This window comes from Microbacterium sp. MYb62 (genome assembly GCF_002979475.1).
Lineage (GTDB): Bacteria > Actinomycetota > Actinomycetes > Actinomycetales > Microbacteriaceae > Microbacterium.
This window is the reverse complement of the sequence record NZ_PCOY01000001.1, coordinates 51,374-73,034: the sequence shown is the minus strand read 5'-3', so window position 1 is coordinate 73,034 and position 21,661 is coordinate 51,374. Positions and strand designations below refer to the sequence as shown.

The 21,661-nt window shown below is 67.9% G+C and carries 24 protein-coding genes and 1 tRNA gene; 17 read left to right on the top strand and 8 right to left on the bottom strand.

The window, feature by feature from the left end; all coding sequences use genetic code 11:
• Window positions 1-16: 16 nt before the first annotated feature.
• From CQ042_RS00365 to CQ042_RS00350, 4 genes are read left to right on the top strand one after another with little or no spacing between them, the layout of a single operon-like run.
• On the top strand, window positions 17-502 hold the full coding sequence (locus CQ042_RS00365) for a ribose-5-phosphate isomerase (protein ID WP_105668265.1): 486 nt from the start codon (window positions 17-19) through the stop codon (window positions 500-502).
• 1 nt (window position 503) lies between these two features.
• A complete protein-coding gene (locus CQ042_RS00360) occupies window positions 504-1,502 on the top strand; it encodes an Fpg/Nei family DNA glycosylase (RefSeq protein WP_105668264.1) in 999 nt (332 codons plus the stop codon).
• Window positions 1,503-1,541: 39 nt separating this feature from the next.
• Window positions 1,542-2,186, top strand: coding sequence for an FMN-binding negative transcriptional regulator (locus CQ042_RS00355; protein ID WP_105668263.1), 645 nt, complete (start codon window positions 1,542-1,544; stop codon window positions 2,184-2,186).
• Window positions 2,183-3,679 (top strand): amidohydrolase, encoded by a 1,497-nt coding sequence (locus CQ042_RS00350; protein WP_181157384.1) that lies wholly within the window; start codon window positions 2,183-2,185, stop codon window positions 3,677-3,679. The genes CQ042_RS00355 and CQ042_RS00350 overlap by 4 nt, the downstream gene beginning before the upstream one ends.
• A gap of 77 nt (window positions 3,680-3,756) precedes the next feature.
• Here CQ042_RS00350 and CQ042_RS00345 read toward each other — a convergent pair whose 3' ends face one another.
• A complete protein-coding gene (locus CQ042_RS00345; RefSeq protein WP_105668262.1) occupies window positions 3,757-4,242 on the bottom strand; it encodes a Dps family protein in 486 nt (161 codons plus the stop codon).
• A 130-nt stretch (window positions 4,243-4,372) separates the two neighbouring features.
• Between CQ042_RS00345 and CQ042_RS00340 the strand changes: the two genes are divergently transcribed.
• The 6 genes from CQ042_RS00340 to CQ042_RS00315 all read left to right on the top strand — a co-directional run bounded on the left by CQ042_RS00340 (window position 4,373) and on the right by CQ042_RS00315 (window position 8,572).
• Window positions 4,373-4,909 carry a gamma carbonic anhydrase family protein gene (locus CQ042_RS00340; protein WP_105668261.1) on the top strand — a complete coding sequence of 179 codons (537 nt, stop codon included), beginning with the start codon at window positions 4,373-4,375 and terminating at the stop codon, window positions 4,907-4,909.
• Between the two features lie 30 nt (window positions 4,910-4,939).
• Window positions 4,940-5,016: transfer RNA gene (locus tag CQ042_RS00335), tRNA-Ile, on the top strand.
• Between the two features lie 195 nt (window positions 5,017-5,211).
• Complete coding sequence (locus tag CQ042_RS00330) at window positions 5,212-5,433, top strand: AlpA family transcriptional regulator (protein ID WP_146115323.1); 222 nt, start codon at window positions 5,212-5,214, stop codon at window positions 5,431-5,433.
• Entirely contained in the window at window positions 5,433-6,650 is a 1,218-nt protein-coding gene (gene xerC / locus CQ042_RS00325) for a tyrosine recombinase XerC (protein ID WP_105668259.1), read from the top strand. The genes CQ042_RS00330 and xerC overlap by 1 nt, the downstream gene beginning before the upstream one ends.
• A 403-nt stretch (window positions 6,651-7,053) precedes the next feature.
• Entirely contained in the window at window positions 7,054-7,302 is a 249-nt protein-coding gene (locus CQ042_RS00320; RefSeq protein WP_146115322.1) for a hypothetical protein, read from the top strand.
• Window positions 7,303-7,312: 10 nt separating this feature from the next.
• Complete coding sequence (locus CQ042_RS00315; RefSeq protein ID WP_105668257.1) at window positions 7,313-8,572, top strand: MFS transporter; 1,260 nt, start codon at window positions 7,313-7,315, stop codon at window positions 8,570-8,572.
• A gap of 278 nt (window positions 8,573-8,850) precedes the next feature.
• On the opposite strand, the gene CQ042_RS00310 is transcribed toward CQ042_RS00315, so the two are convergent.
• Window positions 8,851-9,336, bottom strand: a complete 486-nt coding sequence (locus CQ042_RS00310) for a GNAT family N-acetyltransferase (RefSeq protein WP_181157383.1) — start codon at window positions 9,334-9,336, stop codon at window positions 8,851-8,853.
• A gap of 241 nt (window positions 9,337-9,577) precedes the next feature.
• Window positions 9,578-10,327 (bottom strand): helix-turn-helix domain-containing protein, encoded by a 750-nt coding sequence (locus CQ042_RS00305; protein ID WP_181157382.1) that lies wholly within the window; start codon window positions 10,325-10,327, stop codon window positions 9,578-9,580.
• A gap of 130 nt (window positions 10,328-10,457) precedes the next feature.
• Between CQ042_RS00305 and CQ042_RS00300 the strand changes: the two genes are divergently transcribed.
• Together CQ042_RS00300 and CQ042_RS00295 are read left to right on the top strand one after the other, a co-directional pair.
• The gene (locus CQ042_RS00300) at window positions 10,458-11,678 is read left to right on the top strand and encodes a globin domain-containing protein (protein WP_105668254.1); all 1,221 of its coding nucleotides are present in this window, start codon (window positions 10,458-10,460) and stop codon (window positions 11,676-11,678) included.
• Between the two features lie 114 nt (window positions 11,679-11,792).
• Window positions 11,793-12,053 carry a DUF6458 family protein gene (locus tag CQ042_RS00295; protein WP_105668253.1) on the top strand — a complete coding sequence of 87 codons (261 nt, stop codon included), beginning with the start codon at window positions 11,793-11,795 and terminating at the stop codon, window positions 12,051-12,053.
• Between the two features lie 45 nt (window positions 12,054-12,098).
• Here CQ042_RS00295 and CQ042_RS00290 read toward each other — a convergent pair whose 3' ends face one another.
• The 3 genes from CQ042_RS00290 to CQ042_RS00280 form a co-directional block, all read right to left on the bottom strand.
• Window positions 12,099-12,416: a hypothetical protein gene (locus tag CQ042_RS00290; RefSeq protein WP_105668252.1), complete on the bottom strand. Its 318-nt coding sequence runs from the start codon at window positions 12,414-12,416 to the stop codon at window positions 12,099-12,101.
• A 174-nt stretch (window positions 12,417-12,590) separates the two neighbouring features.
• Window positions 12,591-13,505 carry a helix-turn-helix transcriptional regulator gene (locus CQ042_RS00285; RefSeq protein ID WP_105668251.1) on the bottom strand — a complete coding sequence of 305 codons (915 nt, stop codon included), beginning with the start codon at window positions 13,503-13,505 and terminating at the stop codon, window positions 12,591-12,593.
• 96 nt (window positions 13,506-13,601) lie between these two features.
• Window positions 13,602-14,327: a 3'-5' exonuclease gene (locus CQ042_RS00280; protein WP_105668250.1), complete on the bottom strand. Its 726-nt coding sequence runs from the start codon at window positions 14,325-14,327 to the stop codon at window positions 13,602-13,604.
• A gap of 66 nt (window positions 14,328-14,393) precedes the next feature.
• Here CQ042_RS00280 and CQ042_RS00275 point away from each other — a divergent pair, with 66 nt between their 5' ends.
• On the top strand, window positions 14,394-15,293 hold the full coding sequence (locus CQ042_RS00275) for an alpha/beta fold hydrolase (protein WP_105668249.1): 900 nt from the start codon (window positions 14,394-14,396) through the stop codon (window positions 15,291-15,293).
• Here CQ042_RS00275 and CQ042_RS00270 read toward each other — a convergent pair.
• A complete protein-coding gene (locus CQ042_RS00270; protein WP_105668248.1) occupies window positions 15,265-15,738 on the bottom strand; it encodes an Lrp/AsnC family transcriptional regulator in 474 nt (157 codons plus the stop codon). The genes CQ042_RS00275 and CQ042_RS00270 overlap by 29 nt on opposite strands.
• Window positions 15,739-15,909: 171 nt before the next feature.
• On the opposite strand from CQ042_RS00270, the gene pdhA reads away from it, so the two are divergent.
• From pdhA to CQ042_RS00255, 3 genes are read left to right on the top strand one after another with little or no spacing between them, the layout of a single operon-like run.
• Complete coding sequence (gene pdhA, locus CQ042_RS00265; protein WP_105668247.1) at window positions 15,910-17,025, top strand: pyruvate dehydrogenase (acetyl-transferring) E1 component subunit alpha; 1,116 nt, start codon at window positions 15,910-15,912, stop codon at window positions 17,023-17,025.
• A 2-nt stretch (window positions 17,026-17,027) separates the two neighbouring features.
• Window positions 17,028-18,038, top strand: coding sequence for an alpha-ketoacid dehydrogenase subunit beta (locus tag CQ042_RS00260; protein WP_105668246.1), 1,011 nt, complete (start codon window positions 17,028-17,030; stop codon window positions 18,036-18,038).
• Window positions 18,035-19,393, top strand: coding sequence for a dihydrolipoamide acetyltransferase family protein (locus CQ042_RS00255; protein WP_105668245.1), 1,359 nt, complete (start codon window positions 18,035-18,037; stop codon window positions 19,391-19,393). Before CQ042_RS00260 ends, CQ042_RS00255 begins: the two co-directional genes overlap by 4 nt.
• On the opposite strand, the gene CQ042_RS00250 is transcribed toward CQ042_RS00255, so the two are convergent.
• Complete coding sequence (locus tag CQ042_RS00250; RefSeq protein ID WP_105668244.1) at window positions 19,386-19,994, bottom strand: TetR/AcrR family transcriptional regulator; 609 nt, start codon at window positions 19,992-19,994, stop codon at window positions 19,386-19,388. The genes CQ042_RS00255 and CQ042_RS00250 overlap by 8 nt on opposite strands.
• A gap of 111 nt (window positions 19,995-20,105) precedes the next feature.
• Between CQ042_RS00250 and CQ042_RS00245 the strand changes: the two genes are divergently transcribed.
• Entirely contained in the window at window positions 20,106-21,659 is a 1,554-nt protein-coding gene (locus tag CQ042_RS00245) for a carboxyl transferase domain-containing protein (RefSeq protein ID WP_258131870.1), read from the top strand.
• Window positions 21,660-21,661 lie beyond the last annotated feature (2 nt).

Here is a 21,661-nt window from a genome sequence, read left to right as displayed (position 1 = left end):
TTCTAGGATGGGAGTCATGCGCATCCACATCGCCACCGACCACGCGGGACTCGACTTCTCCACCCAGTTGCAGGACCACTTGCGCGCTGCCGGACACGAGGTCGTGGACCACGGGCCGATCGAGTACGACGCGGTCGACGACTATCCCGCGTTCTGCATCCGCGCGGCGCAGGCGGTCATCGCCGATCAGCGCGCGGGCGTCGATGCTCTCGGCGTCGTCTTCGGCGGTTCGGGCAACGGCGAGCAGATCGCCGCGAACAAGGTGGAGGGCGTGCGCGCGGCGCTGGTCTGGAACCTGTCGACGGCAGAGCTCGCTAGAGAGCACAACGACGCCAACGTGATCTCGATCGGCGCGCGTCAGCACACCTACGACGAGGTGACCGCGTTCATCGACCGGTTCATCGAGACGCCGTTCTCGGGCGAGGAACGGCATGTGCGACGCATCGGCCAGATCGCCGACTTCGAACGCGACGGCTCCCTGCTTCCGGACCCGCGAGCCTGAGATGCCCGAGGGTCATTCCGTCCACCGGATCGCTCGGCAGTTCGACCGTAACTTCGTCGGCAAGACTCTGAGCGCCTCCAGCCCGCAGGGCCGCTTCGCCGAGGGGGCCTCCGTTCTCGACGGACGCGCCGCGGTGAGCGTGCAGGCCGTCGGAAAGCAGATGTTCCTCGAAACGGAGGGCGACCTCTGGCTGAGGGTGCACCTCGGTCTCTACGGGGCCTGGGACTTCGCGGGCGAGATCATCGTCGACCCGACCATCGCCGCGGCGAACGGACGGATGGGCCAGACGAATCAGCGCGGCACCGTTCTCGACGAGCCGATCCTCGACGACGCGGGGGAGAACTCCCTGGCCTCGATCGGAGCGCCTCGTCGCACGCGTGTGCACGTGCGCATGTCGGAGCAGACGAAGGGGCTGGCCGCTGACGATGGGGAGTGGCCGCCTCCCGTCGTCGGACAGGTCCGCCTCCGCCTGATGACCGACATCACCGCAGCGGACCTCCGAGGACCGACCGCCTGCGTGCTGCAGACTCCCGAGGAGATGCTCGCGACGGTGGCGAAGCTGGGACCCGATCCCCTGGTGGGTGATCCGGTCGCGAATGAGGAGCGCTTCGTGCGCGCGGTGCGGAAGAAGCCGACGGTCATCGCTCTGCTGCTGATGGACCAGTCGGTCGTGAGCGGCATCGGTAACGTCTACCGTGCCGAGATGCTGTTCCGGCAGCGACTGAACCCGCACACCCCGGGGCGGGACGTTCCGGACGAGGTCGTGCGCGCCCTCTGGCACGACTGGGTGCGTCTGCTCGCGATCGGCGTCGAGACCGGCCAGATGATGACGATGGACGGACTCACGGGAGCGGACTACCGTGCGGCGATGGCCAACCGGGACGACCGGCACTGGGTGTACCACCGCGCCGGACTGCCCTGCCGGATCTGCGGCACGGAGATCGCGCTTGAGGAGATCGGTGCGCGCAAGCTCTACTGGTGCCCTCGTTGCCAGGCGTGAGTTCGTCCCCGGTCCCGGCAACCGCCCTAGGCTGATCGGATGCGACAGAATCCCAGCTTCACGTTGGCCGATGTGACGGAGATCCGTCGCGTGATCGAGGCGAATCCGTGGGCGACGGTCGTGAGCGCGGGCGACGAGGGTCTCGTCGCCTCTCACTACGCCGTGCTCCTGGACGAAGCGCGCGACGACCTCACGATCGTCGGACACGTCGGGCGCCCGGACGACCTGATCCACGGTCTGGGGGAGCGCGAGCTGCTCGTCGTCTTCCAAGGGCCCCACGGCTACGTGTCGCCGGGGTGGTACGGGGATGTTCCGTCGGTTCCGACGTGGAACTACACCGCCGTTCACCTCGCCGGTGTGCCCGAGATCCTGACCGATGAGGAGAACCTCGCGGTGCTGGATCGGCTGGTCGCACACTTCGAGTCGCGGATGCCGGACCCGCGGCTCATGTGGGAGCGTCCAAATGATCCCGCGTATGTCGGGCGACTCGCTTCGGGAACGGTCGGTTTCCGCCTGGTTCCGACGCGCGTCGTCGCCAAGCGGAAGCTCAGTCAGAACAAGCCTGCGGAGACGATCGAGACGGTGATCGCCGCTCTCACGGCCGAAGGACCCTACTCGAACCCGGCTCTCGCCGCGGAGATGCGGCGCGCGCAGGATGCGCGCCGGGGAGGACAGCAGCAGTGACGGAACGCGGAACGGCGATCGACGCCATCACGGCCGTGCGGGTCGCAGGGCCGGGACGCGAGTACTTGATGGACGACGAGCCGGTGGACATCTTCATCGCCGACGGACGCATCGTCGACATCGCACCGACCGGATCTCTCCCCGTGCGGGGCGAAGCCGTCGACGCGGCTGGCGCCTGGGCCGTGCCGGGTCTCTGGGACAACCACGTCCACACCGTTCAGTGGGCGCTCACCTCGGAGCGGGCGCCGCTGGGAGAAGCCGATTCCGCTGCCGCTGCGGCCAGGACGATGAGCGACGTCGCCCCGCTGCCGGACGGCCGCCGCGTCGGTACCGGATTCCGCGATGCGTTGTGGGCTGATCGGCCGGCGCTCGAACTCCTCGACGCCGCGACGGGCACTGTTCCGACGTATCTGATCAACGCCGACGTCCACAGCGTGTGGCTCAACTCCGCGGCCCTGGCTCGTGAGGGGTTCCGGAGCGATGACGGGATGTTGCGGGAGACGGACGCCTTCGAGATCTCGCGGCGCCTGAACGCGGTCGATGCGGCTCACGGCGACCGCGCGATGATGAGCGCGGGCGAGCAGGCGGCGGCGCGAGGCATCACCGGCCTCGTCGACTTCGACATGGCGTGGAGTGCCGAGGCATGGCCGCGGCGCGTGCAGGCGGGTTTCGCGTCTCATCGCGTCGAGTTCGCGATGTACCCGTTCGACCTCGACCGCGCCATCGGTGCCGGGCTGCGCACGGGCGAGCTCCGTGAAGACACCGACGCCCCGCCGGCTGGTCGGGGGCTCGTGCACGTCGGGCCGCTGAAGGTCATCACCGACGGCTCGCTCGGGACGCGAACGGCTGCATGCTCGCATGCCTACCCCGGCGACCCCGGCAACTTCGGAATGCTCACCGTGCCGTCGGACGAACTCGTCGAGCTCCTGACCCGCGCGACCGGCGCCGGGTTGGCTGTGGCTGTGCACGCGATCGGCGACAGGGCGATCACCTCGGCGCTGGATGCGTTCACCGCGACCGGTGCCGTCGGTTCGATCGAGCATGTGCAGCTCGTGCGACACACCGACCTCGCGCGCTTCGCACGTCTCGGCGTCGTCGCCAGCGTCCAGCCGCAGCACGCGGTCGACGACCGCGACCTGGTGGACCGTCACTGGGCGGAGCAGACCGCGATCGGCTATCCGCTGGCCTCGTTGCGTGACGCCGGTGCGCAGCTGCGCTTCGGATCCGACGCTCCTGTCGCGGCGCTCGACCCGTGGCACGCCATCTCGGCAGCGGTGTCGCGCACCGACGATGAGCGCACGCCCTGGCATCCGGAGGAGCGGGTCACGCTCGACCAGGCGCTCGAGGCGAGTGTCCGCACTTCCCTGCGGCCGGGACAGCCCGCGGACGTCGTGCTCTGTGCGGCCGATCCGCGGACGTCGACAGGGGAGGAGCTTCGGTCGATGGTCGTCCAGGCGACTGTTCTGGCGGGGTACGTCACGCACTCCGGGTGACCGGCCCCGCATACGACGAAGGGGTGGGCCTCGGTTCCCCGAGGTCCACCCCTTCGTCCTATGTCAGGCGTCGGTGATCAGGCCGCGATGTGCGAAACCAGGAACCAGCGGTCCTTCTCGAGACCGCGCTGGATCTCGATCGCGACGTCCTGGCTGGTCAGGTCGACCTCGTCGAGGCCTTCGACGGCAGCCTTGACGTCGACGAGGATCGCGTCGATGTCGGAGATGACCGCGCGGATCAGGTCGTCGGACGGGGTGAAGCCGGCCGGGACCGACGTCGCGCCGGCCTTGTCGGCGACGGCGCTCACGCGGGCGTCGATCGGCAGGCCGAGGGCGACGATGCGCTCTGCGGCGGTGTCGGCGAAGTCACCGGCGTGGGCGACGATGGTGTCGAGCAGCTCATGGACGCCGACGAAGTTGGCGCCGCGCACGTGCCAGTGCGCCTGCTTGCCGTTGACGGTGAGTGCCTGGAGGCCGAGCACGACAGGGGAAAGGAACTGAGCCGCCCCTGCAGCCACGGTCGGGTCGATGGCGGTGGTGGAAACGGTCTGTGCCTTGCTCATTTTGTGCTCCTCCGGTTCGGAATCTCGTACCTGTTGAAGACAACGCTACTCAGGCTCAGACATTCCGCAAGCAAGCTGAGGCTCGGCTCACTTCCGCGTGTTTCCGCGGAAGTGAGGGTAGTCTCGCCTCATGAGCATCGCTGCCGGAGCCTCCGTCCTCGCCCTGCCGAACAGCACGCCGTCGATCGACGCGACGGCGTTCGTCGCCGATGGTGCACGCATCGTCGGGGACGTCTCTCTCGCGGCGGGTTCGAGCGTCTGGTATAACGCGGTGCTCCGCGGGGACTCGGCGGGAATCGTCATCGGGCCGGGTTCCAATGTCCAGGACAACGTCTCGGTCCACGTCGACTCGGGGCATCCCGTGGTCGTCGGTGCGAAGGTCTCGATCGGCCATAACGCGGTCGTGCACGGCTGCACGATCGGGAACGGCACGCTCGTCGGCATGGGCGCCGTGATCCTCAGCGGTGCGGTGATCGGCGCAGGCTGTCTGATCGCGGGCGGCGCGGTGGTCCTCGGCGGTACCGAGATCCCTGCGGGATCGCTCGTCGCGGGGGTGCCTGCCAAGGTGCGTCGCGTGCTCAGCGAAGAGGAGCGGGCAGGCCTGCTGGCGAACGCCGACATCTACCTCGGGCACTCGCAGACCCACACGGCGGCGACTCCGGCCTGAGGGCGCCGGCCGCTAGGCTGGAACGCGTACGGGGCGGTGGCCAAGCTGGTTAAGGCAGTGGGCTCATAACCCAACGATCGTCGGTTCAAGTCCGACCCGCCCTACCAACACGACACCCTCTGGATCAGCGTAATTCCGCGGATCTAGGAGGTTCACCCTTGTTCGACATAGGCCATCAAACCGTTCAACTGTCACGGTTTAGTCCTAGATGCAAGCCCACAGGCGGGATTCTGAGGCCCCTGTACGGCAGGCGACGGAGTATCAGCGCACAGCTAACGGGTGTGGCCGCGCATATGGTTGGCATGGATGAGATCACTGTCTCCCGGCTGATGCCGACCAAGGAGCTGGCCGCCTACCTCCAGATCCCGGAACGGACTCTCGAGGACTGGCGCACCAGCCGGGTTCAGCGCGGGCCGCGTCCGATCCATCTCGGCAAGCGTGTCCGCTACCGGCTCGCTACGGTCGACGCCTGGCTGGAGTCGCTCGAAGCAGAGAGCTTCGACACTGCCCAGGGAGCTGCGTGATGGCTGGTCGTCGCCCCCTGAACGTTGGGGAACTCGGATTGATCAAGTTCGGCGTCGTCAACGGCAAGGTCGCTGGCAGGGCGCGAACCAGGGACGCCGGCGGAACGGTCCGTCGTCTCTACGCGACCGGTACCAGCCAGGAGGAGGTGGCCGAGCTTCTGGCGAACGCGGCAGCTCGGCTCTCCTTCGAAGTGGAGGCCGTCAGCCCGATCACGAAGATGAGCACAATGCTCGATCTGCGGATCGAGGACCGCGACGGTCAAGTCAGGCCGCAGTCGTTGCGCCTCTACAAGCACACAGTGAGCTGGCTCACACCGCTCATCGGCGGGATCACCATCGGGGAGATGACACCAGCGAGAGTGAAGAAGGTTCTCCAGAACATCGAGCAGGAACGGTCCGCATCAGCGGCCCGCAGTGCCCGCATCGCACTCAGCGGAGCTTTCGGGATCGCGGTCGAGCTGGACGCGCTGCAGCACAACCCCATCCGCAGTCTTCGCCGAAAGAAGCCGCAACGCCGGATCCCCAAAGCTCTGAACCCGCATCAAGTTGCGGTGTTCCGCAAGCTCGTGCTGGAACGTGAGGAGGGCGTCGGGAAGCACGCCGGTGACGGAGGCGTCAACATCCTTCGGTGGGTAACGGAAGTGATGCTTGGATCCGGGCTGCGGATCAGTGAGGTGCTCGCCCTGCGGAACATGGATGTCGAGGTGAAAGTGCCCTCTGGAAGAGTGTCGGTCACTGGGACGATGGCCGAACCTGAGACGGGTAAGGCAGTCCGCCAAGACGAGCTCAAGTCTCGAGAGCAGGCACGGTACATCGCGCTTCCTCGCTACGCGCGCGAGGTGTTCCTCGAAGCGCGCAGCACTCAGACGGAGCTCAGCGCGAGACTTCCGCTTGCTCCAGCGCTTCCAGGGCGACGTGGGAACGCGATACCCGCGCGCTCCGTCAACCGGGCTCTCCGGGTTCTCAGGGAGCACCCGGAAATGGCAGCCGCTCTCGCGGAAACGGGGTTGGTGCCGAAGGACTTCACGCCGCACCTCCTCCGTAGGACTGCTGCGACACTCGTGGCGGTAGCCACAGGGGACCTTCGTTCCGCGCAGGAGCTCCTCGGCCACGCCGACATCGCCACCACTCGCGACTGGTACGCAGGGCTCGCGTTCAGGAACGTCGGCTCCGCCGAGATCCTCGATGAGATCCTCGGCGACGGCCCAGCGGCATGAACCCAAAGGTTGTTGGCCAGAGGTCAATATCGGCCGAGGTGAAGTCGCGCAACTGACGACCGAGCACGGTCCGCGCATAGTTCGACCGGAAAGTCCACGCCCGATTCGACCAAGGGCCAGACTCCTCAGCGATAGGTCTTCGGCTCCGTGACCGGCACACCCTTCGCTGCTAACTTCGGGATCGACAGAGAGGTTAAGCTGCTCCCAGCACCCGGTCACAGATCGGAACGCTGGCACGGCCCCACCTCTTCGCGCAGTTATTGAGTTCGTTGCATGGGGCGGGTCGACGGAGGAGCGTCGACGTGGGCGCACTCCCGTTGCGGAGACCCAGGCCACCATCAAGGTGAAGGACGACGCAACCCTGCAGAAGGTCCTTCACGCGATCGAAGTCTCGGACCGACGCTTGGCAGCCCCGAAGGCTGTCGGCGACATCGACCCGTACGACTGGACGATCGTCTGGAAGGACTCGGCTGAGGACGGCTCCGCGAAGGTCCACTTCGGTGTGGTGTGGTACGACGACGACTACTACCTGGAGCACCGTGAGACACTCCGTGGCCACTTCCACGAGCGTCTCTTCGACCGCCTCGGCGTCGAGGTCGACGACTTCACCGTGACGCACTACAAGCGGGAACAGGACCTCGTGGGGGCATAAGCTTCCCCGTATGTCGGCTCCCGACCATATGAAAGCGGCCGTCCGGCTCTCCCTTCCTCTCGCGCACCTGATCGCCACGGTCAGCTCATCGGCGACGATGCTGGCTGTCATGGTGACCGTCGCGCAGGGCGAAGCGGCGAGCTGGGCGGTCGCTGCCGTGCTCCTTTCGGCTGCGATCCCCGCCATCGTCCTCGCCCCACTCGCGGCCCCGCTACTGGACAGGTTCGGACCTCGCACGGTCGTCGTCGTGTCCGCGGCCGTGCAGGTCGTCATCCTCCTGCTCACCGCGGCCGCACCGACCACGGCAGTGCTCATCGCCATGGTCGCTACTCGTGCGTGCGTGTCCGCGTTGGACTCAGCTGCGCTCCTGCTGCTCGCCGACCGTGCCCCGCGTTCGCAGGCTCCCGACTCCACCGCGCGAGCTTTCGCTCGCCTGGACACCGCCCGGCTCATCGGCGGGCTCATCGGTCCGCTGCTCGGGGGGATCGCGGTGCAGTTCCTCGACCTGTCCTGGCTGTTCCTCGCTCAGGCCGCAACGGTCGCCGTGCTCGGAGTCGTCGCCCGGTGGTATCCCCAGCAGGCTTGGGAGCCGGTGGCGGCACCGTCGTCCTGGTGGCAACGCGTCACCGAAGCTCCCGCCCTGCTGTTCCGGCACCAGGCTGCGCGCGCCGCGCTCAGCGGACTCGTCCTGGCGATCGTGTTCACCTCGATCTTCTCGACCGCGCAGACCCTGTACTCCCTCGACGTCCTCGCCCTCGACCCCATCGGCGTCGCGATCCTCACCCAGTGCTTCGTCGTCGGACGGCTGATCGGATCACGCCTCGGCGCGCGAGTCACGGAGAGCCGCGCCTCGACATGGCTGCTCGGCGCAACGGCAGCGATGGGCATCGGCCTTCTCCTGCCCGGCGTGATCCACAACAGCATCGTCGCCGGCGTGGGTTTCGCGATCGCCGGTCTCGCGAACGCGATCCAAGTCGCAGCGATCCGCCTCATCGTCGTATCGGCGGTTCCCGACAGCACCCGCGGTCGCGCCTTGGCAGCGATGGGCAGCGTCAACCAGACCGCCGGCGTCGCAGGGACGGCCCTCGCCGCACCCCTCCTCGTCGCCACCGGACCTGCCGGCGCCCTGGCCGTCGCCGGAATCGGGACGCTCCTCGCCGCCGGACTGACACTGCTCTTGAACAGCCGACGCCGAGGCGTGCTTGGCCGTTCGGACACTGATCCTGCGCCTACCACCACACGCGGACTCCTCGACGACGGGGGCCGATAAGGTCGGGCTCATGACCCTCACCTTCGCTCGCCATTCGGACGAGGGCATGCGAGCAGCCGCAGCGGCGACCGACTCCCATGTTGCTGCTCGCCGTCGTGCTGGTCGTCAGCGGTGTGAAGGACCTGCGTCGGAAGACCGGCACGGCCGCGCGCAACGAGGACGCTGCTCGCGAAGACCTCGAGTAGAGCTCGGTCGACCAGATCGAACGCGGCCGCAGCGCGCGGACCCGGTAGCCACGCCTGTCGAATGCGCGGAGACCGCACCGATGGGCGCCTCCGTCAGAGTGAGCTCAGAGTGCCGAGCAGATCGTCTGTTGGCGCTCCGAACTGCTGGGAAAGCGTGATGACGAATCCGCACTTCTCGAAGAACCCCCTTCGCACACCGCCATCGAAGCTCCGGTCCATAGTGCCGGCGATGAATGTGGCTCCGCGTTCTTCCGCGGCGAGGACGAAGGACCGGACAAGCAGCGCGGCGGCATCGGTTCCTCGTGCCTGCGTGGCGATGAAAATGCCGGACAGGAACGCGTGAGGCCCGCGAGGAAGCTCGAACTCATCGAACGCGTTGTTCCCTGCGAACGATGTGCGGGTGTTTCCGCGTAGAGCTCCAACAGGGGCACCGTCACTCCACACCGCAAAGTCATCGAAGGACGGTGAGCGACGTCGAAGCTGATCGACGAGCCATCCAGCGGCGTGCTCTTGGGCGAGCATCGCGACGAGCGCCGGGCGCTCCGGTTCGTCCAGTGATCGAGCTTCGAGGAAGGTCATGTTCTGATCACACCACAGGGGCCGTCTGGTGCGCCGTTGTTGCTGTCCCAATTCTGGCCGATACTGGCGCGGACTGTCCTGTTCAGTGTCCGTAGAGACCCGTGCCAACCGTCGGACAACCATGTAGATTCATGGCATCCAGGGGATCGATTGAAGTTGTTGTGCCACCCAACGATCGCGGGTTCAAGTCCCGCCCGCCCTACCGATCGATCCGAAGGCGTCGCCTCCTCTTCCCCGACAGTCAGATGATGCCGTCGACAGGGTTGCCCAGGTCGTCGGCCTGCGCCCTGCGGGCCTCGTCTTCACCGCCGTGGTCGCCGTCCTCGTCGCGGTGATCGGCATCGTCGACCTCGTCGGATCCCGAAAGCCGGTGTGACGAGGCCATCCTGGTCATCGAGAGCAGCAATCGACAGGAGTGTGACGTGACGAACGGGTCGAGGCGCTGCATCTCGAGAGGTCCGTCGCTGTGCCTGAGCACGTCGCGCACGAGCTGGGCATGAACGCCGCAGACGAGCGCTTGATCCTTCTCGAGCACGCCGTGATAGCGGCACGGGGCGAGATCGAACCTCAGTTCGTCCTCGTCGACGACCGGCCTCAGTCCAGCGTCTTCGAGGTGCTCGTAGAGCGCATCGACCTGGCGCAGCGCCTCAGTTCCGAGCGTGGGTGATGCTCCGGCCGTCACGGCCCGGAGCATCCGCCCTCTCGCGCTCGCTCCCTCGACCCGCGTTCGTGCGACGGTGCTCGATGAGGCGTCGCGGACGGGATGGAACACCACCGGCGGGCGGCCGCGGCCCCCGGGGTGCACGGTCTCGCTGCGGATCAGGCCCTCGTCTTCGAGCACACGGAGGTGATCACGAACCGTGTTGAGCGGAATCGCGCACTCCTCGGCCAGCGCGCCGGCACGGCGACCCGGGGCTTGCTGGATGGCGTGGAGCAGGCGGAGTCGACGCGGTTGCGTCAGACCGCGGAAGTCGTGGGCGCGACGGGGCATGGGGCGAGAGTAGACGCGCGAGGAGGAGTTCAGACCGCTTTCGGCCGGAAATAACCCGGTGGAACGGACGGCACCGTCGGACGGCACGCGTGAGGGTGGAAGCACCACGCCGTTGAAGGGAAGGGAAGTCATGAAACTCTCACCGGAGTCCGAGGCGGTCGTCCGTGCGACCGCGGGCGTCGTCGCGCAGCATGCGGACGAGATCACGACGCTGTTCTACCGTGAGATGTTCGCGGCCCATCCGGAGTTGCTCCGCGTGTTCAACCGGGCGAACCAGGCGATCGGCGAGCAGCCGAAGGCTCTGGCGGCATCGGTCGTCGCCTTCGCGGTGCAGCTCATCGATCCCGCCGCACCGGATTTCACACCGGTCATGCGGCGGATCGCTCACAAGCACGTCTCGCTCGGAATCCAGGCACGTCAGTACACGATCGTGGGACATCACCTCCTCGATGCCGTCGGAACGGTGCTGGGCGACGCCGTCACCGCGGAGGTGAGGGCCGCATGGGACGAGGTCTATTGGCTCTTCGGGTGTTCTCTCATCGCGGAGGAGGCGAAGCTGTACGCGCGGGGAGGCACAGACCCCGACCAACCATGGCGCAGGCACCGCGTCGTGGAGAGGATCGAGGAATCGGACGACGTGATCTCCCTCCTCCTCGCACCGTTGGAGGGCGAAGCGGCCCCGCACCGGACGGGTCAGTACGTCGCGATCGCCGTCGACCTGGCTGACGGCTCTCGACAGCCGCGTCAGTACACGATCTCGTCCGGGCCGCGCGGGGACTCCCTGCGTGTGACCGTGAAACGCGTGCGGGGCATCGGCGGGACGCCCGATGGTCAGGTATCGACCTGGCTGCACGAGCATGCCCACCCCGGCACCGTGCTCGATGTCTCCCAGCCCGCTGGCGACGTCGTCCTCGATGAGGCAGAGCACCCCCTCGTCCTGGTGTCGGCCGGCATCGGCATCACGCCGATCGCCGCGATCCTCGAGGACCTCTCGCGTCGGTCGCCGGGGCGTACGGTCCGTCTGTTCCACGCGGACCGTGCCCACGACAGCCACGCGCTCTATCCGTCGTTGCGGCGTCAGGTGCTCGCGATGGACGATGCCAAGGCGCAGAACTGGTACGAGACCGGCGCCGAGCTCGCACCGACACTCCACCCGGCGCTCCCGGGGAGGATGGACCTGTCGGCGGTCGAGCTCCCCGACGACGCCGTGGTGTTCATGTGCGGTCCGCTCGCATTCATGCGGGCAGCCAGAACGACTCTCATCGCTCGTGGAGTGCCGGCCGAACGGATCTCCTACGAGGTCTTCGGCCCTGATCTGTGGGCGCAGCAGCCGGCGGTCGATGCCGCCTGAGGTCGTCGAGTCCGGGGAGGGGGAAAGCCCGCGCGGCTGTCAAGCCCCTCCCCGGTACTGCGGTGGCGCGCCATTCTTCGTAGGTGCGGCACCGCGCCGCAGAACGGAGGCACCATGAGCATCGGCAGCGGAATCGCGCTCTTCGTGATCGGAGCGATCCTCGTCTTCGCAGTGAACGTCGACATCTCCTGGGTCGACCTCGACATGGTCGGGTACATCCTGATGGGCGCAGGAGTCGTCGTGTTCCTCATCGGGATCGTGCTGCTCGCGCGTCGGCGGCGCACCGAGACCGTGTCGCGGACTTTCGTCGATCCCGCGACCGGGGAGCCGACCACCCGTCGATCCGTCAGCTCCAGCGGCGACGAAGCGGTGTGAGCACAGGCCCTGACGGCATCCGCCGGCGGAGGGTCGCGGATGCCGTCAGTCGGGCGTCACGCTCTCGAGATGCTCCTCGACGAGGGTGATCCCCCCACTGGAACTCGCGGAGTGGGCGAGTTCCTCGATCCACTTGCGGCTCAGGTCGGGTGTCTCCGCGTCCTGGAACACGAACCGCAGCGGAATCGAGGGGTGCAGCCACAACGTCGAGCGGCCGGGAGCATCGCCCTCGGGGTGACGCCACGAGAGTGTGAAGCTCTCGTTACGACGGAGCTTGGTGGCGATGACGACCTTCAGGTGCGCGAGAGCGCGGTCGTCGATGTGGATCGGGGTTCTCGCATCGCCGTAGTAGAGACTGCCCATCAGTGATCGGTCTTGCGGGCGGCGTGCAGGGAATGGACCATGGGACTCCTCGATGGCGTGCGCGGAGGACCGAGAAGGCGGTCCGGGTACTCGAACTCTAGCCAATCGACTCGTCGTCACCCCGCGGGAGCGCTTCGACCCGCCGTCGGAGGCGAACAGCTTGTTCGTTCGCTGTCACGGCGAGGGGAGTGATGGTGCCGTGCCGTATGCCGCCTGGTAGGCGGCGGCGAAGCGGGAAGAGTTGCTGAACCCCCATCGCCGGGCGATCTCGCCGACGGAGTGGCCGCCGCCGTTCCGGAGGTCACGATGCGCCCCGTCGAGGCGCGCGCGACGAAGGGCGTCGGCAGGCGTGATGTCGAGCGCCCGTCGGAACGCGTACTGCAGGCCTCTCGTCGAGATGAACGACGCAGCCGCGACTTCGTCGATCGTGATGGCGCGGTGCGCGTTCTCGTCGATGTAGGCGAGCGCCCGGCGGACTGAAGCCGGAGCGGCGGCGCGTTGCGTCGGGCGTCGGAGCGGCTCCGTGAACGTCGTCGGGAAGGTCGAGAGCGTCATCGTCAGGACATGCCGCTCGAGTTCGGCGATCAGCAGGGGCTCGGCGACGGCCGTGCCGAGGACGTCGTCGACGTAGGCGAAGGTCTTCTCCCAACGTCTCGCGTCGACGATCGAGTGCGGCGCGAGTCCGGTCGCCCGCAGGTCCAGCCGGTCGTCGCCCGTCATCTGTCTGGCCCTCTTCTCGGCCGACGCGCGGTCGATCACGAAGGCGCGGACCCGGGCAGAACGATCCCACTTCGCCTCCACCCGCGTGCCGTCGGAGATCCAGGGCGAACGAGGATCCAGCGGCTGACGCGAGGACCATACCCGGGCGTCGGACGCGTCGACGCGGCAGACCAGAAGCTGGTCCTGGGGCTCCGCCCTCGAATGGATCTGCGCGGCGAGGCGATAGTTCACCAGTGTCACACTGCGGAGGTCTTCGGAACGCCAGTCGAATCGGAAGCGCTGACGATCCGCGTTCTGCAGCGAGGACGAAGGGACGAACTGCTGCCACGTGGTCTCCACCTGCTCGACATCGGTGGACGTGAACTGCATGGGCCGCTCCTTGTTCTTCGTGCCGCGATCCCACTCGTCGGCACGTCATCTGGAGCGTATCCCACCGTGCCTCACGGAGACGACCGGGCGGCGAGGTCAGTCTGCGAGGGAATCCGTCGATCGCACGGGCCAGCTGCCGTCGAGCGCGTCGTCGGGGTCGAGGCGGCCGATGCTCACGAAGTACTCGGTGAGACTGGCGGCCTGCGAGCGCGCCCATCCGATCTGATGCGTGTGCAGCTCCGCCGGACTCGCGGGAAGGCGGAACTGGCGCGCGAGCGCCTGGGCGACACGCCCCGCCGCGATCGCGTCGGCGGACGCCTCATGCGCGCCCTCGAGGGGGACGGCGTAGTGCTGAGCGACGACTTCGAGCGTGCGCCGTCCTCGACGGTAGCGATCGTAGGCCTTGTCGATCACGAGCGGGTCGATGACGGGCGAGGGGGTGACGAGCGGCTCGATGCCGTGTCTCACTGCTTCGCACGCGAGCAGGGAGAAATCATAGGAGGCGTTGTATGCGACGACCGGCACTCCCTGCGCGAACAGCGATCGCAGCGCCGCAGTGATCTCGGCGACGACCTCGGGGGCCGGTCGTCCTTCCGATCGCGCGTGTCCGGTGGTGATGCCGTGCACGGCGGTCGCCCCTTCGGGGATCGGGATCCCCGGGTCGGCCAGCCAGGAACGGGCGGCGACCTGTCTGCCCTCGGCATCGAGAACGCCGACGTACGCGGTGACGACCCGATCGGATGACACATCGACGCCCGTGGTCTCCAGGTCGAACACTCCGACACGGGTGAGCCAGGCGGGAAGGGGAGGACCGGATGGCATGACCTCACGCTACGTTCGGCCGCGGACATTCAGGGGAAGGCACACGGCGACTCGTAGACTCGGGGGATGACCGTGCCTTCCCCGTATGCGGACCGTCTTCGTCGCCTCCCCGTGCAGCGTCACGAGGTCGAGGTGGGCGGCGCGAGCACCGCTTACTGGGTGTACGGCCCCGAGGATGCCGAGACCACCGTGATCGCGGTGCACGGGTTCCGCGGTGAGCACCACGGTCTCGAACCGGTGCTCGCCTACCTCCCCGAGGTGCGGGTGATCGCCCCCGACCTTCCCGGATTCGGAGAATCCGCCCCGCTGCCCGGACGCACCCACGACCTCGACGAGTACGCCGGATGGCTCGGAGACTTCGCATCCGCGGTCGCACCCGGAGCCGTGATCCTCGGACACTCTTTCGGGTCCATCGTGACCGCGGCCGCCGTCGCCCAGGGGCTGCGGACTCCGCGCCTGATCCTGCTGAACCCGATCGGGGCTCCGGCCCTGGAAGGCCCCAAGGGTCTGATGACGCGTCTGGCGGTGCTCTACTACGCACTCGGCGCCCGACTCCCGGAGAAGCTCGGTACCGCACTGCTGCGCAATCGGGTCATCGTACGCGTCATGAGCATCACGATGGCCAAGACGAAGGATCCCGAACTCCGCCGGTTCATACACGACCAGCACGACACCTACTTCTCGCGCTTCTCCGACCGTGACGTGCTCCGTGATGCCTTCGTCGCGAGTGTCTCCCACGACGTCCGCGAGTACGCGCCGAAGATCGACGTCCCGACATTGCTGGTCGCGGCAGAAAATGATGACATCACGCCCATCGAGGCGGAACGGAAGCTGGTCACACTCTTCCCCGACGCCCGGTTGGTCGAGATCGCCCATGTCGGGCACCTGATCCACTACGAGACCCCGGCCGAAGCCGCCGGTGCTGTCCGCCGCTTCCTCAGGATTCCCGTCGCGCGAGGCCGATGAGACCGGCAACGCGGAACGGGATCACCTCGCCCATCGCGAGTGAGGTCTCGGTGCGTTCGACGCCCTCGATCGAGAGGATGCGTGCATCGGTGTCGAAGAGGTGACGCGCGTCGCGGCAGGCGACTCTCGCGAGGAGATCGATCGAGCCGCTCAGGCCGTGCGCCTGCACGACCTCGGGGATCCGGGCGAGCTCGTTGATGATGCGGGGGAGTTCCGTCTGCCGCACGCCGATGCTGACGAATGCCTGCAGAGGGAAGCCGAGGACGTCGGGGGAGAAGGATCGCTCGTAGGAGAGGAAGATCCCGCTCTGCTCCAGGCGTGACATCCGTGCCTGGATCGTGTTGCGCGAGAGTCCCAGGTTCTCCGCCAGGGCGACGATGGTGGTCCTCGGGTCGTCGGCGAGGGCGGCGAGAAGCTCGAGATCGATACGGTCCAGTCCTGGCATAGTGCCAAACCCTAGCAGTCCCACTTCGACCGAAATTGAGCAACATGCTCAAGGCGTCTGAGAATGCTTGAGCGAGGTGTTGACCGGACGTACTCTCAGACCATGCCGGTGATGACGCCGGCATCAGCGCGCGGAGCCTCACGAGGGCCGCCGACGACGAGGAGGACGACGATGTCACCGCAGATCACCCCCATCGCAGACACCGCCCAGGATCTGGAGCTCTCGGAGCGCATCCTGGCTCCGGATGGAAGCCGCATCGCGAATCCTCGGCTGGACCCGTTCGTCGCCGACGTCGACGCCGCGCAGCTGCGTGCCCTGCTTCGCGACATGATCATCCTCCGCCGGATCGACACCGAGGGCGTCGCACTCCAGCGTCAGGGCCAGCTCGGGCTCTGGGCGCCCTGCCAAGGCCAGGAGGCGACGCAGATCGGCACGGCCAGAGCGATCGCACCCGAGGACTACGTGTTCCCCAGCTACCGCGAGACCGGAGTCATCTACGCGCGCGGCGCGCAGCCCGGTGACTACGTGCGCATGTGGCGCGGAGAAGAGGGCGCCGCATACGACCCCGCAGCGCTCGGAGTCGCCCCGCTGCAGATCATCATCGGCGCACAGACGCTGCATGCGGTGGGATACGCGCTCGGCATCCAGCACGATGGTGCCGACGAGGTGGCCGTGACGTATTTCGGAGACGGTGCGACCAGTCAGGGCGACGTCAACGAGGCCATGATCTTCGCCGCGTCATACCAGGCGCCGGTCGTCTTCGTCTGCCAGAACAACCACTGGGCGATCTCGGAACCCGTCGCCGTGCAGTCGCAGTACCCGATCGCCGGACGGGCGCCGGGTTTCGGCATCCCCAGCGTCCGTGTCGACGGCAACGACGTCCTCGCCAGCATGGCGGCCATGCGCTGGGCCCTCGATCACGCACGCTCGGGGAAGGGCCCCGCCTACATCGAGGCCGTCACGTACCGCATGGGACCGCACACGACGGCCGATGACCCGACGCGTTACCGCGACGAGGCCGAACTCGAGTCGTGGCGTCGGCGCGACCCGATCGCGCGGCTGGAGGCGCACCTGCGTGCCACGGGCGAGCTGTCCGACGAGTACGTGGCCGAGACCCAGGTCGCCGCAGACGCCGTGGCGAAGGAGATGCGTGCCGCCTGCCTCGGCATGGTGACGCGTCCGCCGGTCGCCGTCTTCGACGGCGTCTACGCCGAGCCGCACACCGGACTCGAGCGTCAGCGCGGCGAGTACGCCGCATACCTCGCGTCCTTCGAGAGCGAGGTGTGAGCATGACCGAGATGACTCTCGGCAAGGCGCTCGGCGCCGGCCTCCGACAGGCGATGAGCGACGATGCCAAGGTCGTGCTGCTGGGCGAGGACATCGGCAGACTCGGCGGTGTCTTCCGGATCACCGATGGGCTGCTCGACGAGTTCGGTGCGAAGCGCGTGATCGACACGCCTCTCGCGGAGTCCGGCATCGTCGGGACGGCGGTCGGCCTCGCGTTCCGCGGCTATCGCCCCGTCGTGGAGATCCAGTTCGACGGGTTTGTGTACCCGGCCTTCGATCAGATCGTCGCTCAGGTGGCCAAGCTCCACTACCGCACGCAGGGACGCGTCAAGATGCCCATCACGATCCGGATCCCGTGGGCGGGCGGTATCGGTGCCGCCGAGCACCATTCGGAGTCCCCGGAGGCCTACTTCGTGCACACCGCCGGGCTGCGCGTCATCGCGGTGTCGAACCCGGAGGACGCGTATCGCAGTCTCCGACAGGCGATCGCCTCCGACGACCCCGTGATCTTCTTCGAGCCGAAGCGTCTGTACCACCACAAGGGCGACGTCGACCTCGAGGCGCCGCTCGCGGATGCCCCGCCCATGGGGCTCGCGCGCGTCGTGCGGACGGGGACGGATGCGACGCTCATCGCGTACGGGGCGATGGTGGCCACCGCGCTGCAGGCCGCTGACGCGGCAGAGGACGAGGGGATATCCCTGGAGGTCATCGACCTGCGTTCGCTTTCACCCGTCGACTACGACTCCGTCGCCGCATCGGTGCGGAAGACCGGTCGCGTGGTCGTCGCGCATGAGGCGTCGCGGGAGGCCGGGGTCGCCGCCGAGGTGATCGCGAGCATCACGGAGCGCTGCTTCGAGTACCTGGAGTCGGCGCCGCTGCGCGTCACCGGCCATGACATCCCGTACCCGCCCGCGAAGCTCGAGAAGTACCACCTGCCCGACCTCGACCGACTGCTCGACGCGGTCGATCGGGTGCTGGACCGACCGAACAGCCTGACGGGAGCAGAAGCATGATCGCGGAGTTCCGTCTTCCGGATCTCGGGGAAGGGCTGACCGAGGCCGAGGTGGTGACCTGGCTGGTCTCGCCCGGTGACACGGTCGCCCTCAACCAGACGCTCGCCGAGGTCGAGACGGCGAAAGCGGTCGTGGAGCTCCCCTCGCCCTATGAGGGGACCGTGTCGACGCTGCACGCCGAGGCCGGTCAGACCATCGCCGTCGGCGCTCCGCTGATCGCCTTCGACGTCGTCGGCGAGGAGGATGACGCGCCGGTATCGGGGTCGGAGTCCGCGGAGAAGGCCCAGCCGAACCTCGTCGGCTACGGAGCCGCCCCCTCCTCGGCCGGCCGGCCGGCTCGTCGGGCACGTCGGATCGGCGGCACCCCGGTCGCCGTCGACACCGCGGTGCTCGAGGCCGCGCCGCACGACGCCACTCCGTCCGCCGCGGTCGACGCGGTGATCGAACGCCCGCGCTCCACTCCGCCGGTACGGGCGCATGCCAAGCGCCTCGGCATCGATCTGGTGCTCGTCGCGGCAGAGGTCGGCGATCGCGTCATCACCCGCAGCGACGTCGATGCGTATGCGGAGCGGGTCGGGTCGCACGGCGTCACGGCGGGCGAAGCGCCTTCCGCGCCCGCGGTCCCCTCCAGCCCTGCAGCGCTGGGCGAGCAGGAGCGCGAGACCCGGATCCCCATTCGCGGTGTGAGGAAGCACACGGCGGCAGCGATGGTGCAGAGTGCCTTCACGGCGCCGCACGTCACGGTGTTCCACACGGTCGACGTGACGGCGACGATGGATCTGCTGGCCGGTCTCCGTGACGACCGGTCGCTGAGCGCGCACAGGATCGGCCCGCTCGCGGTGGTGGCGAAGGCCGTCTGTCTCGCCCTCGGGCGGAACCCCGGACTCAACTCGCGCTGGGACGAGGCGGCCGGTGAGATCGTCCAGCACAACTACGTGGACCTCGGGATCGCGGCCGCGACGGATCGCGGACTCATCGTCCCGATGGTCCGAGACGCCGAGCGGCTGACCCTGGTCGGTCTCGCGGATGCCGTGCGGTCGCTGGCCGAGGTCGCGCGATCGGGAAAGACGTCTCCGGCCGAACTCGCCGGTGGCACGTTCTCGATCTCCAACATCGGGGTGTTCGGCGTCGACGCGGGCACGCCCATCCTTCCGCCCGGGCAGTCGGGGATACTGGCGGTCGGCGCGGTGCGTCGACAGCCCTGGGAGCACCAGGGAGAGATCGCTCTGCGGCAGCTGATGACGCTCAGCCTCTCCTTCGATCACCGGTTGGTCGACGGGGCCGAGGGGGCACGGTTCCTCAAGGACGTCGCGGACGTCCTGCAGGAACCGGGCCGGGCGATGCTTCTCAGATAGTCGCGCGCAGCGCGGCATCCGCCATCGCGATCAGCACGGTCGCGGTGGCGGCATGCCGTCTGGCTGCGGCCCGCGTGCTGTGCGGGGTGGAGTTGATGAGACCGAAGCAGGCCTGCACGCGCAGGCGGAGCTGATCCTGATCCGTATCGCGGCCGGAATCGTCGTGCAGCGGAGCGAGGGCTTCCATCCACAGTTCGATGTAGGCGCGCTGTAGCCGGCGGACCTCGGCGCGGTCCGCCTCGGAGAGGTGTGCGACGTCGCGATCCTGCACCTGGATGACCTCGGCGTTTCCCAGGGCGAAGTCGACGTGGAAGCCGATCAGGGCACGCATGCGCTGTTCCGGCGTCGGCGCATCCTCCGCGACCAGGCGACCACCGCGGATCAGGTCCTGACTCACCTTCACGAGGACGGCCCCGAGCAGGGCCTGCTTACCGGCGAAGTGGCGATAGACGGCCGGCCCGGAGACCCCGACGGCGGCGCCGATGTCCTCGAGGCTCACGCCGGTGTAGCCTCGCGCGGCGAAGAGGCGCGCGGCGGCGTGCAGGATCGCATCCGACCGTTCGGCCTTCGCGCGGTCTCGGGCGGTGACCGGGCTTGTCATCTCAGTTAATCCTCGCTAACCTGAATCAACGGGTTAGTGAACACTAACCGAAAATGCATGCACCGCGCCAGATGCTCTCCGGCGCGGACGTGGGTCGAGGAGGACATCACGATGCCCGCAACCCAGGAGTCGCTCGCGGACGAGTTGCGTGAGCGCCTGGCCTCCGCAGCGCGCGGCGGACCGGAGGCCTCCCGAGAACGCCATGTCGGTCGGGGAAAGCTGCTTCCTCGGGATCGTGTCGCACGGCTGCTCGACGAAGGCAGCCCGTTCCTCGAGGTCGCACCGCTCGCGGCCGATGGTCTGTACGGCGGAGAAGCACCGGGAGCCGGGGTCATCGCCGGTATCGGTCTCGTCCACGGCCGTCACGTGATGGTGGTGTGCAACGACGCGACCGTGAAGGGTGGCACGTACTACCCGCTCACGGTCAAGAAGCACCTGCGGGCACAGGAGATCGCTCTCGAGAACCGCCTGCCCTGCCTCTACCTCGTCGACTCGGGAGGCGCCTTCCTGCCTAAGCAGGACGAGGTGTTCCCCGACCGCGAGCACTTCGGACGCATCTTCTTCAATCAGGCGCGGATGTCGGCCGAGCGGATCCCTCAGCTGGCCGCGGTGCTCGGATCGTGCACTGCCGGTGGCGCTTACGTTCCCGCGATGAGCGACGAGACCGTCATCGTCCGCGGCCAGGGCACGATCTTCCTCGGCGGCCCGCCCCTCGTGAAGGCGGCGATCGGCGAGATCGTGACCGCGGAGGAGCTGGGTGGGGGAGAGATGCACGCCCGCCGCAGCGGTGTCGTCGACCATCTCGCGGAAGACGATGAGCATGCGCTCGAGATCCTGCGCGACATCGTCGCCACGCTTCCCCCTCCGGCGGACACTGCCTGGGAAGTGCGGAGCAGTCGCCCGCCCTCCGAGCTGTCGAGTCTGTACGACGCGGTCCCCGTCGACGTGAACGCCGCGTACGACGTGCACGAGGTCATCTCGCGACTCGTGGATGGCGACACATTCCTCGAGTTCAAACCCGAGTACGGTACGACGCTCGTCACCGGCTTCGCCCGCCTCCACGGTCATCCGGTCGGCATCGTCGCCAACAACGGCGTGCTCTTCGGTGAGTCCGCGCTCAAGGGGGCGCACTTCATCGAGCTGTGCGATCAACGCGGTATCCCGCTGCTGTTCCTGCAGAACATCACGGGTTTCATGGTCGGCTCCGAGGCCGAGGCCGGGGGCATCGCCAAGGACGGCGCGAAGATGGTCACGGCCGTAGCCAGCACCAGGGTGCCGAAGCTCACCGTGATCATCGGCGGCTCGTTCGGCGCCGGCAACTACTCCATGTGCGGGCGCGCGTACTCGCCGCGCTTCCTGTGGACCTGGCCGGCGAGCCGCATCTCCGTGATGGGGGGCGCGCAGGCCGCGTCCGTGCTCGCCACCGTCAAAGAGGATCAGCTCGCCGCGCGCGGCGACTCCTGGAGTGGCGAGGACCGCGACGCCTTCGAGGCTCCCATCCGTGAGCAGTACGAGCACCAGGGCGAGCCCTACTACGCCACGGCACGCCTGTGGGACGACGGCATCGTCGACCCTGTGCAGACCCGCGACCTCCTGGGCCTCGCGCTCGACGTGGTCGCCCGCAGCCCGCTGCCCGAACCGCGCTTCGGCGTCTTCCGGATGTGAAT